16 protein-coding genes are annotated in these 14,974 nt (G+C 47.0%); 9 read left to right on the top strand and 7 right to left on the bottom strand.

The window, feature by feature from the left end:
- Positions 1-491: 491 nt before the first annotated feature.
- From Q0340_RS04775 to Q0340_RS04755, 5 genes are all read right to left on the bottom strand, one after another.
- The gene (locus Q0340_RS04775; RefSeq protein ID WP_297880075.1) at positions 492-629 is read right to left on the bottom strand and encodes a hypothetical protein; all 138 of its coding nucleotides are present in this window, start codon (positions 627-629) and stop codon (positions 492-494) included.
- An 805-nt stretch (positions 630-1,434) separates the two neighbouring features.
- On the bottom strand, positions 1,435-2,166 hold the full coding sequence (locus tag Q0340_RS04770; RefSeq protein WP_298082384.1) for a superoxide dismutase: 732 nt from the start codon (positions 2,164-2,166) through the stop codon (positions 1,435-1,437).
- Complete coding sequence (locus tag Q0340_RS04765) at positions 2,166-2,339, bottom strand: hypothetical protein (RefSeq protein WP_005870938.1); 174 nt, start codon at positions 2,337-2,339, stop codon at positions 2,166-2,168. The genes Q0340_RS04770 and Q0340_RS04765 overlap by 1 nt, the downstream gene beginning before the upstream one ends.
- A complete protein-coding gene (locus Q0340_RS04760) occupies positions 2,332-4,446 on the bottom strand; it encodes a mechanosensitive ion channel family protein (protein WP_298082383.1) in 2,115 nt (704 codons plus the stop codon). The genes Q0340_RS04765 and Q0340_RS04760 overlap by 8 nt, the downstream gene beginning before the upstream one ends.
- Positions 4,412-5,080, bottom strand: a complete 669-nt coding sequence (locus tag Q0340_RS04755) for a carbonic anhydrase (RefSeq protein WP_297943776.1) — start codon at positions 5,078-5,080, stop codon at positions 4,412-4,414. Before Q0340_RS04755 ends, Q0340_RS04760 begins: the two co-directional genes overlap by 35 nt.
- 131 nt (positions 5,081-5,211) lie before the next feature.
- Between Q0340_RS04755 and Q0340_RS04750 the strand changes: the two genes are divergently transcribed.
- The 6 genes from Q0340_RS04750 (at position 5,212) to Q0340_RS04725 (ending at position 8,887) form a co-directional block, all read left to right on the top strand.
- Complete coding sequence (locus Q0340_RS04750) at positions 5,212-5,907, top strand: Bax inhibitor-1/YccA family protein (RefSeq protein WP_297880079.1); 696 nt, start codon at positions 5,212-5,214, stop codon at positions 5,905-5,907.
- A gap of 95 nt (positions 5,908-6,002) precedes the next feature.
- On the top strand, positions 6,003-6,524 hold the full coding sequence (gene secG / locus Q0340_RS04745; protein ID WP_298082382.1) for a preprotein translocase subunit SecG: 522 nt from the start codon (positions 6,003-6,005) through the stop codon (positions 6,522-6,524).
- Positions 6,525-6,625: 101 nt separating this feature from the next.
- Positions 6,626-7,183, top strand: a complete 558-nt coding sequence (gene frr, locus Q0340_RS04740; protein ID WP_298082381.1) for a ribosome recycling factor — start codon at positions 6,626-6,628, stop codon at positions 7,181-7,183.
- A gap of 3 nt (positions 7,184-7,186) precedes the next feature.
- A complete protein-coding gene (gene pyrE, locus Q0340_RS04735; RefSeq protein WP_298082380.1) occupies positions 7,187-7,798 on the top strand; it encodes an orotate phosphoribosyltransferase in 612 nt (203 codons plus the stop codon).
- 103 nt (positions 7,799-7,901) lie between these two features.
- A complete protein-coding gene (locus Q0340_RS04730; RefSeq protein ID WP_298082379.1) occupies positions 7,902-8,327 on the top strand; it encodes an RDD family protein in 426 nt (141 codons plus the stop codon).
- Positions 8,324-8,887, top strand: a complete 564-nt coding sequence (locus tag Q0340_RS04725) for a ribonuclease HII (protein WP_298082378.1) — start codon at positions 8,324-8,326, stop codon at positions 8,885-8,887. The genes Q0340_RS04730 and Q0340_RS04725 overlap by 4 nt, the downstream gene beginning before the upstream one ends.
- A gap of 533 nt (positions 8,888-9,420) precedes the next feature.
- Here the strand turns inward: Q0340_RS04725 and Q0340_RS04720 are convergent.
- On the bottom strand, positions 9,421-10,170 hold the full coding sequence (locus tag Q0340_RS04720; RefSeq protein ID WP_298082377.1) for a hypothetical protein: 750 nt from the start codon (positions 10,168-10,170) through the stop codon (positions 9,421-9,423).
- A gap of 222 nt (positions 10,171-10,392) precedes the next feature.
- Here Q0340_RS04720 and Q0340_RS04715 point away from each other — a divergent pair, with 222 nt between their 5' ends.
- The 3 genes from Q0340_RS04715 (at position 10,393) to Q0340_RS04705 (ending at position 13,836) form a co-directional block, all read left to right on the top strand.
- Positions 10,393-11,112, top strand: a complete 720-nt coding sequence (locus Q0340_RS04715) for a TerC family protein (RefSeq protein WP_298082376.1) — start codon at positions 10,393-10,395, stop codon at positions 11,110-11,112.
- Between the two features lie 35 nt (positions 11,113-11,147).
- A complete protein-coding gene (locus Q0340_RS04710; RefSeq protein ID WP_298082375.1) occupies positions 11,148-12,644 on the top strand; it encodes a hypothetical protein in 1,497 nt (498 codons plus the stop codon).
- Positions 12,645-12,834: 190 nt separating this feature from the next.
- Entirely contained in the window at positions 12,835-13,836 is a 1,002-nt protein-coding gene (locus tag Q0340_RS04705; protein WP_298082374.1) for a hypothetical protein, read from the top strand.
- A 395-nt stretch (positions 13,837-14,231) separates the two neighbouring features.
- Here Q0340_RS04705 and Q0340_RS04700 read toward each other — a convergent pair.
- Positions 14,232-14,974 (bottom strand): DUF3137 domain-containing protein (locus tag Q0340_RS04700; protein WP_298082373.1); only part of this gene is annotated, 743 nt, incomplete at its 5' end.

The raw sequence follows: 14,974 nt of genomic DNA, 5'->3' as shown, positions 1-14,974 counted from the left end.
AGGCGCGGTTTTGCGTTTTAACGACGCGGGTTTGCATTTTCAGTGCCCACGGCTTCGTGCTTTAAGCGAGCGAGATTTTGCGTTTTGAAGCGTAGGCTTCACGTTTTAAATAAATTTAGCTTTACCTCTCGAGCTAGCGTGGTTTTTAATTTTATTAGGCGTAGCTCTATACTTTAAATAGACACGACTTCGCGTTTCGATTGATCTCTGCTTCACGTCTCTAACATTTGATTAGGACGCGGCTCCGCACTTTAAAGAGACGAGGCTTTGCGCTTCGAGTGAGCATGGCTTTATTTTTGAAGTGCAGCTTTAAATTTTAAGCGAGCGTGGCCTTGAGCATCTGTTTTCGGCTATACATACCGCGCCATCAAGTGCCGCCTTTAAATGATGCGGCTTTGTATTTGTGAAGCGACGTGCTGCGTTTGAGCGAGTAAAATTCTACGCCGAGCGCCTTTATGCGGCGCACGAATACGGCTCGACGCTTTAATTAACTAGGTCTCGTGCAGCGCAGCCAGCTGCACGATTTTAGTCGATGCGGAAAATTCTGCGCTGTATTTTGAAACACATAACACGCAGGTATCGCCCGACGCGGTATATCTTAGCTTTTCGATGCGGCTTGTCTTTTCCACGTAACGAGCAGCTTTAGCGCGGTGCAAATTTTTAAAATTTAAAGCGAAATTTCAAGCCGAAATGGCACTGAAATTTCAACCGCCGAAAGAGTAAAATTTGGCGATCAAATTGAGTTAAATTTAGCCCGCAGTTCGCAAGTCGTGCTATTCAGGCCCAAATTCAAATTCACCGCAACCTTGTCTTTGGCGCGGCAAATTTTATCTGGCTGATATTTTAAAATTTGCCGACCGCTTTACTAAACAAAATTTTACGAATAGGGCATGGGTGAACAAGGCAGGGAGGTAGAGAGTGCCTCTCTATATAATTACGGAAGCAAAGAATGCGCTGCTTATTTCAGTATGAAAATTTCATGGGCTTATTGCAACTTTAAAATTTTGCAAGATGCTCGCTCGTAGCGTTAAATTTCAATACGCGGGCAGTGGAAATTTTAAGAAAGCAGAGCTAGATAAAGCGAAATCTCACATAAGGTCTGTGTAACGCGGTATTTGCGCACAAGATATAAGCGCTGAAAAGGAGAAGCATTTGGAATTTGGCGCGTAACGAGCGGTGAACTATAGTCAAACAAACTTCAAATTAAAAATCTTAAATTTTAATCCGCAGACGCCAAATGGGTTCAAAATCAAATTTGCGTAAATTTAGAGCGCGGCAAGCCGGGAGCGCTCTCAGAGCACTACAGGCCGTATAGTGCAGTATTCGTGCGGCAAAATAGGGGCATTGAAAGACGTAGCCATTTGAAATTTAGCGCGCGGGGGTCATAGAGAGCCGAAAATCCGCAGCGCTCGAAGCTGTGTAACAAAACCAAATCTATCCGCAGCAGCCGCAATCGCAGCGCGAAGATGCGGCTGGATGAAGCTCGCCGATGTAGAGCTTCACGGAGCCAAGCCCTTGCTCTTTCACCCACGAATAGGCGTCGCTTGCGAAGCCGAAATCCGCAAAATGCAAGAAATTCTCCACGTAGGATTTGCGCGCATTTTGATAATCTATGTAGTAGGCGTGCTCCCAAAGATCGCAGGCTAAAAGCGGAATTTTGCCGCGTGCGATCGGCGTATCTGCGTTTTGCGTCGTGATAATTTCTAAATTTGCGCCACGCTCGTCGCACACGAGCCAGCACCAGCCGCTGCCGAAAAGCCCCAGCGCGCGCTTTAAAAACTCGCTTTTAAAATTTTCTATCCCGCCGAAAGCCTGCGTTAAAGCGTCCGCGAGCTCGCCGCTAGGCTCACTTGGCTGCGCGATACAGTCGAAGTAAAAATCGTGGTTGTAAATTTCAGAGGCGTTGTTAAAAATACGGCTAAAACCTAGGCAAATTTTATAAAGCTTTGAAATTTGCGAAAAATTGCACTCCTCGTCGCGCGCCTCTTTGAACGACTGCGTGATGATCGTAAAAAGATCCGCGTTTTGTATCGGCGTATCCGCAATGTCCCGATTTAGAGCAGAGACGTAGTCCTCGCAAAGCCCGCCGTGGTGAAATTTCAAACTCTGCAAGCTCGCGATTTTATTCGTGCGCGGATCAAAAGGCAGCGCCCTGGATCTAAACACTAATAATCCTCGCTGTCCAAATCGCTATAATCGTTAAAACCGTCGTCGTCTTCGTAGCTGTAATCATCCTCGTCGTAGTTGTAGTTGTAACTCTCGTCGCCTCCGATTAGATCATCGTCCTCGTATTCGTCCTCATCGAACTCTTCGTCTTCGAAGTCATCGAAATCAGCCATTTTGCTCTCCTTTGTCGTTGGAATTTACTTTTGATTTTACGCATTCGCTTGCTATTTCCGGGATATTTTCGATATAAACGCTCTGCGATGGGAAGGCAAACGATAGTCCGTTTTGCTCCACGATCTCCATTATTTTAAATAAAACATCCTCTTTGGTTTGAATAAAATTTGCCCATATTACGGTTTTTGTGAAGCAGTAAACTAAAATATTAATAGACGAATCGCCAAAGCTATCTAGCGCCACAAACATAGTGCTTTTATAGCCCGCTAAATCGTCGATAGAGACCATGTTTTGCCTATAGCGCATACGAAAATCTTTGGAATTTAATGCCGTATCTGCAGATTGAGCGATGCCCGGGTGAGATTTTAGCATTTCTTTGATGTCGTTTACGCACTTTCGCAGTTGAGCCGTGCTCGCGCCGTATTCGACGCCCACGGTAAGCTTTAAATTCCGTCCTACCTTCCTGCGGCTCCAGTTTTTGATATTTTGCGCCATTATGTTGGAATTCGGCACAAAAACAAGAGCGTTATCAAAGGTCCTGATCGTCGTCTTTCTAAAGCCCGTTTCTACGACGTTTCCTTCTATGTCGCCTAATACGACCCAGTCTCCTTGCGAGAATGAATTATCAAATAATAGCATCACGGATGAGAAGAAATTTGCGATGATGTCCTTGGTCGCAAACGCGATCGCAAGTCCGCCGATTCCAAGCGATGCCATAAGCGCCGAGATGTCAAAGCCTAGACGCTTTAGCACCAAAAGTGCGGCGATGATGATTACGATGACGTATAGAATTTTAACGACTAGATTTATGATGTCTTTTCTGACGCCTTTTTTTGTGATGTTTCCAAGCACGACAATACCGTAACCATCGATGATTTCGATGATGAGCCATGCCCAAAGCACCACGTAAACGATCGAGAATAAATTTGCAAATTTTATCGGCACGGGCGCTGGATAATAAAAGATACTAAGACAGATATCGACCGAATAAGCAATCAGCAAAATACCCATCGGACGCTTGATAATGCCCACTACTTGCGTTTTTAGAGTTTCGCTATCTAGTGAAAAGCTTTTATTGAAGAATTTAAACACGAAATAGATGATGTTGGCAAGTAGCCTGCGAAGCGAGTAGAAAAATAGCGTAATCAGCGTGATTAGAATGAGCTTGCCGAAATTTACGTGGCTGAGCTGAAACGGAATTTTATCGTTGATATAATCGATCACCGACTTAAAATTTAAGCTCGTAAAAACCACGCTGCTTGCGAGTAGATCGCTATTTCGCGATAGATACGTAAGTACCTCGTCGTAGGTCTGCTTGTCGTTTTTCAAATCGTTGATTTTAGACTCTAAGGCGTCTATCTGCTCTTGACTGCTTAGATTATTTTTCAAATCATTAAGTTTGCTAAAATCCCTAGTTTGGATATTTAGTAGCGTGCTACTTAGCTCGCTTTCAAGCGCGCTTCTGCTTGCGCCGTTTACAAACATATCCTCAATTTTCATAAGCGAGGTATAAAAGATCTCTGCCATTTCCATTTTTTCTAAATCTGCGCTTGCATTTACGTATTCGGGAGAGCTCTGCTTTTTGGCGTATTTTTTTAGCGTAGTTTGGATGTTCTTTTTATTTTGCGCATACGACATTATGCTTTCGATATCCATATCCTGCTGTGTAATCGCGAAAGGTAAGCGATCAAAGAGCTTAGCTTTATTGCGATCGATGGCGTCCAGTTCGTTTTTGCTCGCGTTGGCGTCGCCGCCGTTAAGCAGGGAGCTACGCTGCAAATTTAGCTTTTTAATCTCTTTGATTACAGAGATAAGCGTCTCTCCATTAGGAGCTTTTTTCTGCGAAGTCTCCGTTTTAGCGACCTTTTCTGCGATCATATTTATTACTTCAGTTTTATTGCCATCCTCCGCACCAAGAGATTTGGATAAGATTTTAGCGACTTCCTTTTTGATCTCGGTTTTGTTGTTTTCTAAAGTAAGATTTGCCTCTGGAGTAGAAGAATTCGTCTCTACAAAGCTTCCCTCACCGGTCGTGTTGAGGTCTGCAAACGCTAAAGCGGCGCTAAAAAGACTAATCGTTAAAAAGCTGATTATAGATTTTTTCATAATCCATTCCCTTATTTAATAGCGTAAAATGCGCGCCTTCGTCGTCGTAGTTGAATAGCTCGCCCGTTTCGATGACGTAGTGCCAGCCGTAAATTTTAATCTCGCCGTTTTTATAGGCGTCTTTGATGCCAGGAAAGCTAAGTAAATTTTGCATGGAATTTATAATATTTAGCCGCTCGGTGATCCACTCGCGCTTATCGGCGCCGAGATCTTTGAGCTTTTCGACCTCGTCTTTTACAGGCTGCATTAAATTTAGCCAGCGCCTTACGTTTGGAATTTTTTCAAGCTTTTTTGCGTCATAAAACAGCGCCGCGCAGCCCCCGCAGTTGCTGTGCCCGCAAACGATGATATTTTTGATATTTAGCGAATATAGCGCGTATTCAATCGCTGAGGTAGTCGCTAAAAATTCCTCGCTAATGCGGTATGGAGGAACGACGTTTGCGATATTTCGCACGACGAAAAGCTCTCCTGGAAGCGTCGAAGTAATTAGGCTTGGCACCACGCGCGAGTCGGAGCAGCCGATAAAAAGCGTGTGGGGCTTTTGATGATTTGCCAGACTCCCGAAAAGCTCGGCATGCTCGGCAAAATTTTCTTCCATAAATTTAATAGCTCCATTTATTAACTGGCTGGGCATACTTTCTCCTTAAAAAAGTCGGGAATTATATATTACTTTCATAAATAGATAGAATTCTGCGAATTTTTAATTATATATTTACCAAATTTTCGCTAAACTCCCCGCTCATAAATCAAAAGAAGGAGAAAAATATGAGTCTATACGACAGACGAAATTACGCGGACGGCTATGAACTATCGGACGCATCACTGGAACAAGGACGAATCTCTCAGACCATTAAACAAACCTACGCGCTTCTAACCGCTTCGATGATAGCTGCGGCGGCAGGGGCTTTTGTGGCGATGAGTTTCGGCGTGAGCTTGGCTCTTCATCCGATTTTATATCTGGTAGTTTTAATGGGGCTGATCTTCGGTATGCAAGCAGCCGTAAATCGCGGCGCCAACACGATCGCGCTGGTTTTGCTTTTTGCATTTACCTTTATTACCGGTCTTACTCTAGGTAAATTGATCGCTATTTATATCGCAGCGGGTGCCGGAGATGTGGTAACACATGCGTTTGTGGCTACGGCGATTACTTTCGGTGCTCTTACCGTTTATGCGATGAATACAAAGACAAATTTCGACTCTTGGGGCAAACCGCTATTGGTATCGCTTGTGGCTATTATCGTGCTAAGCCTTTTGAACTACTTCTTTTTCAAAAGCACCGTGCTTGATATAGCGATTTCAGCTTTTTCGGCTTTAATCTTTTCGATGTATATCATCTACGATACTAAAAATATTATAAACGGCACCTACACTTCACCGATAATGGCTGCCGTAGATATGTATCTAAACATCTACAACCTCTTCCTTTCGTTGCTAAGAATTTTCGGCGCAAGCAGAGACTAAATTTTACGCACCGCTTCGTGCGGTGCACTCTTAACTTAAAATTTATAAATCTTTTATTATAATCGCGAATTCAATTTTTTCAAAAGGTTTTTATAGTGACTACATTATTTTTGGTTTTACAGGTCGTCTTCGCCGTGATAATTACGATCTCCGTCCTGCTGCAAAAGAGCTCTTCTATCGGGCTTGGCGCATACAGCGGAAGCAACGAAAGCTTATTTGGTGCGAAGGGTCCGGCGGGATTTTTGGCTAAATTTACCGCCGCGATGGGAATTTTATTCGTGATAAATACACTTGTGCTCGCATATTTCTATCAGCAAGATGCTAAATCTTCCGTAGTCGATCGCGTAAAGATCGAAGCAAATGCTACTAAATCCGTGCCAAACGCTGTCCCTGGCGTGCCGTCCATTCCTAATTCCGGCACAAAGCCTAATTTCGCTCCGGCAAGCACCGAGTCAAATTCCATAATTAGCGGCGAGAGCAATGCGACGGATACAAAAATCGAAGCGCCAGCAGCTCCTGCGACCGACACTACCACAGCTAGCGCGCCTGCCCAGTCGCAAGCATCAAGCGATACCAATGCTAGCGCTGCTTCCGCAGATCAAAACACAACCAAATAAACTCTAAATTTTAAAATTTAAAAGCGCAAAATCCGCGCTTTTAAATACTATTCTTATTTTTTTAACGCTATAATTTCGCAAATTTTATTTAAAGGATTTGAATGCTAGAAGCTATCTACAAAGAGCAAAGAGCAAACGGCGATCGAGCTATCGAGGCTTTGAAAAGGGATTTTACGACTCTACGCACCGGTAAAGTGAGCGTGGCGATCCTAGATCATATTTTCGTGGATTATTACGGCTCGCAAACTCCGCTAAATCAGGTCGCGACCGTCCTTTCGACCGATGCGGTAACGATTTCGATCACGCCGTGGGAAAAGCCGATGCTAAAGGCGATCGAAAGCGCGATCGCAGCGGCGAATATCGGCGTCAATCCGACTAACGACGGCGAGAGCGTAAAGCTATTTTTCCCGCCGATGACGGTCGAGCAACGCCAAGAAAACGCTAAAAAAGCAAAAGCAATGGGCGAGAAGGCCAAAATCGGCATTCGCAACGTCCGCAAAGACGCTAACGACGAAATCAAAAAGCTCGAAAAAGACAAAGCGATCTCCGAAGACGACGCCAAAAAGGGCTACGACGAGGTACAAAAGATCACCGACTCTTACTCAAGTAAAATCGACGACGCAGTTAAGGCCAAAGAAGCCGAGCTTTTGAAGGTTTGAGCTGTGAATATAGAAAAAATCTATCGCGACTGCGGTGCATATCTGCAGGGGCATTTTCTGCTTTCAAGCGGCAACCATTCGGAATTCTATCTGCAAAGCGCCAAAGTACTTGAGGATCCGCAGCTCGCGGGACGGCTCGCAGACGAGCTCGCCGCAATAATCGAAAAAGCGGGCGTAGAGTTTGATAGCGTCTGCTCGCCCGCGCTGGGCGGAATTTTAGCGGGCTACGAGCTAGCTCGCGCGGCGAAAAAGCGCTTCATCTTTACCGAGCGCGTAGATCGCGTGATGAGCCTGCGCCGCGGCTTTGAAGTGCATAAGGGCGAGAGATTTATCGTCTGCGAAGACATCATCACTACGGGTGGCTCTGCTCTTGAAAGCGCGAGGCTCATCGAAAACCTCGGCGGCGAGGTCGTGGGCTTTGCCGCGCTTGCCAATCGCGGATTTTGCAAGGTCGCAAATTTAGCGGGCAGCGTCGCTAAGGCTGGCGCCAAGCTGCCCGCGGATAAGCCGTTTTTTGCGCTAGGCAATTTCGAGTTTGAAATTTACGAGCCCGCAACCTGCCCGCTTTGTGCTACCGGAAGCAAGGCGATCAAGCCCGGCAGTCGCGGAAACTAGGCGTCGATTTGCTGCTAACAAACCGCAACGAGATTAAATTTTATCCTCTAGGCTCTAAATTTAGCGCGACGGAATTTTAAAATTTAATCTAAAACGGATCAAAATGGCAAAACAAAAAGCTAAAATTTCACCGATTTTTCTGCGCATAAAGGCCTTCATCGTCGATCTTTTCATCATCGCGATGCCCCTATTCTACGGCGTTACCTATCTCATCTTGGGCTCGAAAGAAGCTCTGTGGCGCAACCAAGCCGCGATCGCGCTTATCTGGCTTGCTTACGGCGCGATTTGCGCGGCATTTTACGCCCGCAGCGCCCAGACGCCAGGCTACAAGCTCGCGGGGCTTTACCTCATCGATGTTCGCAGCGGGCGCAAAGTAAGCTTTTTTAGGGCGCTAGCTCGCTTTGCGTGCTTCGTGTTTGCAGGCTTTAGCGTCATCGGGCTTTTGATCTGCTTTTTTCGCAAAGATAGATTAAATTTACACGACCTGCTAAGCGGAGCCGTGCCCGTCGTGCGAAAGGACGCGCAGTGAGCGGGCAGATTTGCGGCATCGACGAGGCGGGGCGCGGCTGTCTTGCGGGGCCGCTTTGCGTCGCGGGCTGCGTGCTACAGCGCGAAATCGCAGGCCTTGCCGATAGTAAAAAACTAAGCGAAAAGCGCCGCGAGGAGCTCTACGCCGTAATCACCAAAAACTCGCGCTACAAAATCGTCGAAATTTCAAGCGCACAGGTCGATGAGATCGGACTCAGCGCATGTCTAAGATCGGCGCTTGAGCAGATTATCGCGTATTTTATGGGTTTTAGCGGACAGATCATCTACGACGGCAACGCAACCTTCGGCGTACGCGGACTTCAGACGCTCGTAAAGGCCGACGCGCAAATCGCTGAAGTAAGCGCGGCAAGCATCCTCGCCAAAGTCACGCGCGACCGCACGATGTATGAGCTCGCGCAGCGCTACCCGCAATACGGCTTCGCGCAAAACAAAGGCTACGGCTCGCGTGCGCACATCGCGGCGATCGAGCAGTACGGGCTCACGCCTTTTCACCGTGCGAGCTACAAGATCAAATCGCTGCAACCCTCGCTGTTTGATTAACGCGGCAGCAAGCTTGCTTGATCAGCAAGAAAAAAACCGCCGATTTCGGTTGATATTTTGGACGGTACAAAACTAATATCCGAAGACGAAGTGCGCTGATTTCGATTGATATTCCGTTGGCAAACGGCGCTGAAACTCATACTTGAAGGCAAACCATCGATTTCGGTCGTTGCGGCAAATCGCTAGTTTTGGTGGGCGGAATCTACTTTTTGGCTAGCTCGTCAGAATTTTAACCGCACCTCCCGCCCCACGCGCGGCTATAGTCTACTCTTGCGCTGCTTGCAGGAATTTTAACCGCGCTTTCATATCTCGTAAGGGCCCGTATAAGGTTGAAATTTTATCTAAAACCGCAAGCTCGGCTCGCTCGCTTATCCGCGCGCCGCAATAAAGCTAAATTAAATTTAGCCTTCACGACGAGAAGGCATTGCGCTTTAAATTTAAAACTGTGCGTAAAATTTTAAATGAGATTTTGATATAAAAAAGCGGCTAAATTTTAAAATTTTATAAAATTTAGCCGCGAGCAACGAGTCTTTTTATCTTTCGTAGAAGCCTGCAAGAATCTTTTTTGAGCTTATTCTATTATTGGAATCTTCTTTGCCGTCTTGGGTAAATTTGAATTTATTAGACAGACTTACGCTATTGTCGGTATTTACTACAAAATTTAACTCAATCGTGGAGGATGATAGCTTTGCCGCTTTTCCTAGCTGCGCTTTTTCTTGTTCGGGCGTTAGTTGCGACAAATAAGCGGCTTCTTTCAAAAATTTTATAATGTCGCTCATAGAGTTCGCGGCAATTCTAGAATCGCCAGGCTTTAGTATTTCATCTTTTAGCTTATCGTCACAATCAACTAGCATTTTTTGATCGCCATAATCTATTTCCCCTTTACTCTTAAGCATTTCTTGAAATTTTGTATCGTTTATTTTGCAATGCTCGTTCGCTAGCTTAAGCAGACCTTGCTTATCATAGGTTTTACCCCCATAAAAAGCCATAGCACTATCTAAAATCGAATCTAGCATATCTTGCTCGCGCTTTTTATTTGATTCTATAATATTTGCCAGTACTTTCTCCATATCCGCGTCGCAGACCATTTTGACCGTCTTTAATCCGCCGTTTTCCTCTTTGCTCCAGGTGACACTTTTGCAGATTTTCGAGCCCTCGATCGCCGTGCCGATACTCATCGACTTGAAATCAGGCAAAGTGTAGTTTTTCACGAGCTCTACCTCATCCTCGCCGCATCCTGCTAAAAACAATGCCGCAAGCACGGCGCTTAGCACATATTTCATCTTTAACTCCTTGAAGTGAATTTTCTAAAAAATAATGCTACCCCCCCCTGCTTAAAAATGTATAAATTTAGTGCCTAAATTTTAAAATTCTGCCGTCAAAATTCTACGCTCTTAATCTACGAAATTCCACGCGCTGTTTCGCGCACGAAGGCGGTAAAATTTAGAAATTTTAACCAAACTTTCGCTATCATCACGGCTTAAATTTTCACCCAAAGGAAACCGATGTTTGAATGGATCGCCTCACCCGAGGCATGGATCAGCCTGGCGACGCTCACGGGGCTTGAGATCGTGCTTGGCATCGACAATATCATCTTTATCGCGATTTTGTGCGGCCGCCTGCCTGAGGCGCAGCGCGGACGCGCCCGTATAATGGGGCTTGCGCTTGCGATGTTTACGCGCATACTGCTGCTTCTTAGCCTAAGCTGGATCATGGGGCTAACCAAGCCGCTATTTAGCGTGCTTGCGCGCGATTTTAGCGGACGCGATCTCGTGCTGATCGGCGGTGGATTATTTCTGCTCGTCAAATCCACGCTCGAGATCCACTCCAGCGCCACGGGCGAGGCACACGAGCGCAGCGCTAGCAGCGGCAAGGCAAGCTTCGGCGGCACGCTCGTGCAGATCGCCGTTTTGGACATCATCTTTTCGCTCGACAGCGTCATCACCGCCGTGGGCATGGCGCAGCACCTGCCCGTGATGATCCTCGCAGTCATCATCGCCGTGGGCGTGATGATGCTCGCTAGCGGCGCGATCGCGCGCTTCGTGGACGCAAACCCGACGATCAAAATTTTAGCGCTTGCGTTTTTGATTTTGGTGGGCGTCTCGCTGATCGCTGATGGGCTGGGCTTTCATATACCTAAGGGCTATATCTACTTCTCGATGGCGTTTTCACTGCTTGTTGAGCTCATCAATATCCAGATCCGCAAAAAATCCACAGCAAAGTAGGCGGGACGGAATTTTGCGAGATCTGAAAGGCGCTCATGGGGTTTTTTAAATTTCTTTCGCCGCGACGTATAAAGCTTGCTCGCGGCACGGTCAGGGATTTAAAGCTAGAGCTCGCGGCTGCAGACACGGCGAAATTTAGCTTTACGCTGGAGCGCTTGCGCTTTGCGGGAATTTTGGACTTAAGGCGCGACGGACTTTATCTGCCGATATGCGAGGGCGACGAGCTGGCGGTGATATATGAGGCTTCGAGCTCAAATTCCGCCCGCGAGGCTTTGAGGGGCTTAAATTCCAGCCGCAGCGCTTTAAGCGGCGTCAATTCCGTGCTGCGCCCTAGCTGCGAAGTTCCAAACAGCGGAAATTCCACTGCCGCAAATTTAGACTGCGATGCACATAGCGATACCGCGGCAAGCGTGCGCCAAAATTCTGCGATATCTGATTTAGTGGGCAAAGATCGCAGCGGTATAAATTCCGTCGCTTTGGGTCTAATCCGCGAAGACCTTAACGAGCAGGCGAGCGCCGATACGAAGTTTTATGCTTCGAATTTAAATTGTAAAGACTTAAGCGGCTTCCTCTCTTTAAATTCTACCCGCGAGGAGCACGGCGCCCAGGCGAACCTCGCCCTCTCTCCGCTAGATTTCGTTAATCTAAGCCTAGGCGCGCAGCGCTGGAAGGACGCCGGCAGCACGGCACTCGCCGCGATATTCGCAGCCTTCGGCGTAGCGCCAGCCGCGATGAGCATCTACTGCATAATCTTTATTTTTGAAAAGAACGATCCTGCGGTGGCGATAGCCCTGCCCGTCCTCGCGCCTTTTGCGTATTGCAGCTTCAAGTTTATGCGAAGAGACTGGCGCGCCGCGAAGTTCGGACGCATATTTGCGGCTCTCGCGCACTCCAAAGAGCCCAAGCGAAGCGGCGAAGCGGAGGGCTATGCTAGCGGCGTACGCGTACTGCAAAGCGGCGACGTTTATTACTATGGCTTCGCGCTGGACGGGCTATATTTATCGGGCGATAGCAAGCTGCAGATCGTTTCCGACGGGATACTCACAGATCAAAATTTAGCGGAGCTTGCGGACGGCAAAAATTCTGCGAAATTTAAGAATTTAGACGCAGAAAATTCTACAAATTCTGCGAGCATCAAGAATTTTGCGAGATCAGCGAATTCCACAAGCTCTGTAAATTCTGCCAACGCAGCAAATTCTATAAATTCCGCCAGCTCTGCCAAAGCCGCGGCACCCGCCAAGGCGAAGGACGCTTCGCAGAGCTTTGAGCTGCAAAACGGCGATATTCTCCGCGCCCGCTACAAGGACTACCGCGTAAGCGGACTGTGGAACCAAAGCCGCGGCATGAAGCTAGGCGATACGCGCAGCGGACTTCGGCGCGTAGCGGATTTTATCGCAAGCGTGGCGCTACAAATAGGTCTGCGTCTAGGCGGCGCGCTCGTGCTGACGCAGCTCGGCGATCACATCGGCGGCTCCTTCGGCAACGCCCTAAGCTTCATCGGATTTTTGCTGCTGCTTAGCCTTATGCTTTGAAAGGCGAATTTCAAACGGCAGCCTCGCGGAATTTTGCAACTTCAAGGAATTTCAAATTTCTAAATTTCGCAGAATTCCGCAGCGAGCGGATTCGGGTTTTAAATTGAGGGCGCAAATTCTAAATCCAAATCTCGCGCGGCGTAAATTTGCGCTATAATCTAGCGAAAATCAAAGATTTAAAGGACGCGGCTTGAAAATTTTAATCTCGTTTTTGTGCTTATTAAATTTCATGTTCGCTGAGGCGGCGCCCGCTTTGGCGGGAAGCGCAAACAGCACTCAAAAAGACCAAAGTCTAGAAATTTTAATCGCAAATTTAAGCATGGCGCTGAAAGAAATCGACGAAGCTAGGCATCGCCCCGATGGGACGCCCTGCGAGAGCATCGTTAGGTTAAGGGCTGCGTTTATGGAGTTTTTGCAAAGCGCGGGCGAGAGCGCTCCGCAAATTTTAAAATCCTTGAGGTTCGCGCCGAATATGGCGATCTCGCAGGACGGCAAGTTTCGGGCGTATTCGGTAGATATCAGCACCGGCGGCACGATGGGCGCTAACTACGTAGCGTATCAATACGCAAACGGCGGGCGAAATTTCATTAAGGATTTTACTGGCAAAAATACGCAACAGGTGCAAGAATGCGTCCTTAGCGGTAGGCGGGATTGCGCCTGCGGCGATTGGGCAGTCGGTACCGCATGGGGCGGCGATCGAGTGATAAAAGTTTTTAAAGTTAAAGAAAATTTATATCTAGTTTACGGAGTATCAAAGGGCTCTAGCAAACTCACAAGCGATGAGCTTTGGGCGGTAGAAGCAAGCGAAGCGGGTATAAAACTGGCGAATATATTTCATTACGTCCGCTCATGCGGCGGAGATTGCGACTGCTCTAAGATGAGCTCTTTGGTGCCACCGCCGCATGACTCCGCTCGCTTCGGCATAGAATATGATTTTTTCTCATATTTAGACGGCAGCGACGAGATAAAGAATAAATACACTAAAAGAACGTTTTTGACCTTTGAAAACGGCACGTTGGGCGCTCTTAAGGTAAAATCTAGCGACAAATACCCTGACGGCGAGCTCGTCGATGAATACCAATACTTTAAATTTGACGGCGAAAAATTTACAATAGAGAGCAAAATAACTCATTGCGAGCCCGGTAAAATTATAGAGGAGTTAGTCGCGCCCTCTAGCGCGCAGGGGCTTTGATAGGTGCTGCTACGCTTGGCGGTTGCGTTAAATTTAAAGACTTTGAGGTTATAAATTTCAAGGTGCGGCAAAATTTCAAATTTTAATCTTTTAAAATTTTGGCTACAAAATTTTAAAATTATAAATTTTAAAGCGTAGAATTTCAGGGCGCGGAATTTTGATTTCAGAATTTTAAATTTTGCGGTGCAGAATTCCTCGGCGTGGATTAAAATTTTAAATTTCAAAACGCACGGAATTTTACGCGCCTTAAAATTTCAAAGTACGAAATCAAAAAAGCAGAATTTTAAAATTTCAAATTTTAAGGCGCGCAGAGCTGTAGCATGTGGAGCCGCAGCACGGCGTGTGAAGCTATAGTGCGCGAGGCTGTGACACACAAAGCTGCGGCGAGCCGTCCGCTAGCTCCAAATTCTTTCGTTTAGTTTTAGGTTTTTTACGATCGCCAAAAAGTGCGAAAGCTCGCGCTTGAGCTGCGCGGCAGGGTCGCGGCGCAGCACGCTTTCGTCTATGTCGGGCTCGAAATTGTCGCGCCCCGTATTTACGAAAATATAAATTTTGCTATCTGCGAAGCTAAGGCTAACGGGCGCGGCCACGGCGCCTGCGAAGCACAAGAGCCTCCGCATAAAGGCAGGCGTCAGGATATACATCGCGCCCGCCGCATCCTCGCAATACACGGCGAAGGCGGCGTTAAACTCCGCATCGTCCATATCGATCTTTTTTAGCCCGAGGGTGTTCGGCGCGCCGGCGCAAGCGGGGAAGATCAGGGTTTTGGAGCTTATGCGTTTGTGAAATTCCGCGTAGAAAAAGGTGCCGAGGATTTCACTTTCCAAAATTCTATTAAACAATTTCACATCGCAAAATGCAAACCTCACGCCGTCATAAACGCCCGAGACCCTGTCGTTGCCGCCTAGGTATCTGTCTAGTCGAAAAAAGAGCCCGGAGAGCTTGAGTTTGGCGGGATCGATATCGCCTGAAATTTCATATCGATAGCCGAACGCCTTAAAATAGGGCATTAGATAGTGCTCTTTAAAAGCGCGCCGAAATTTTACCGAATAATCTCGTTTAAAGATTCTAAATAATACGAATAAGCCAGAAGCAGCCAAGATTAAAGTTATAATCGCGAGTAAGATATATTTGGAAA

Origin of the sequence: uncultured Campylobacter sp. (assembly GCF_938045595.1) — a bacterium.
Classification (GTDB): domain Bacteria; phylum Campylobacterota; class Campylobacteria; order Campylobacterales; family Campylobacteraceae; genus Campylobacter_B.
This window is presented reverse-complemented; position numbering and strand designations above follow the sequence as displayed.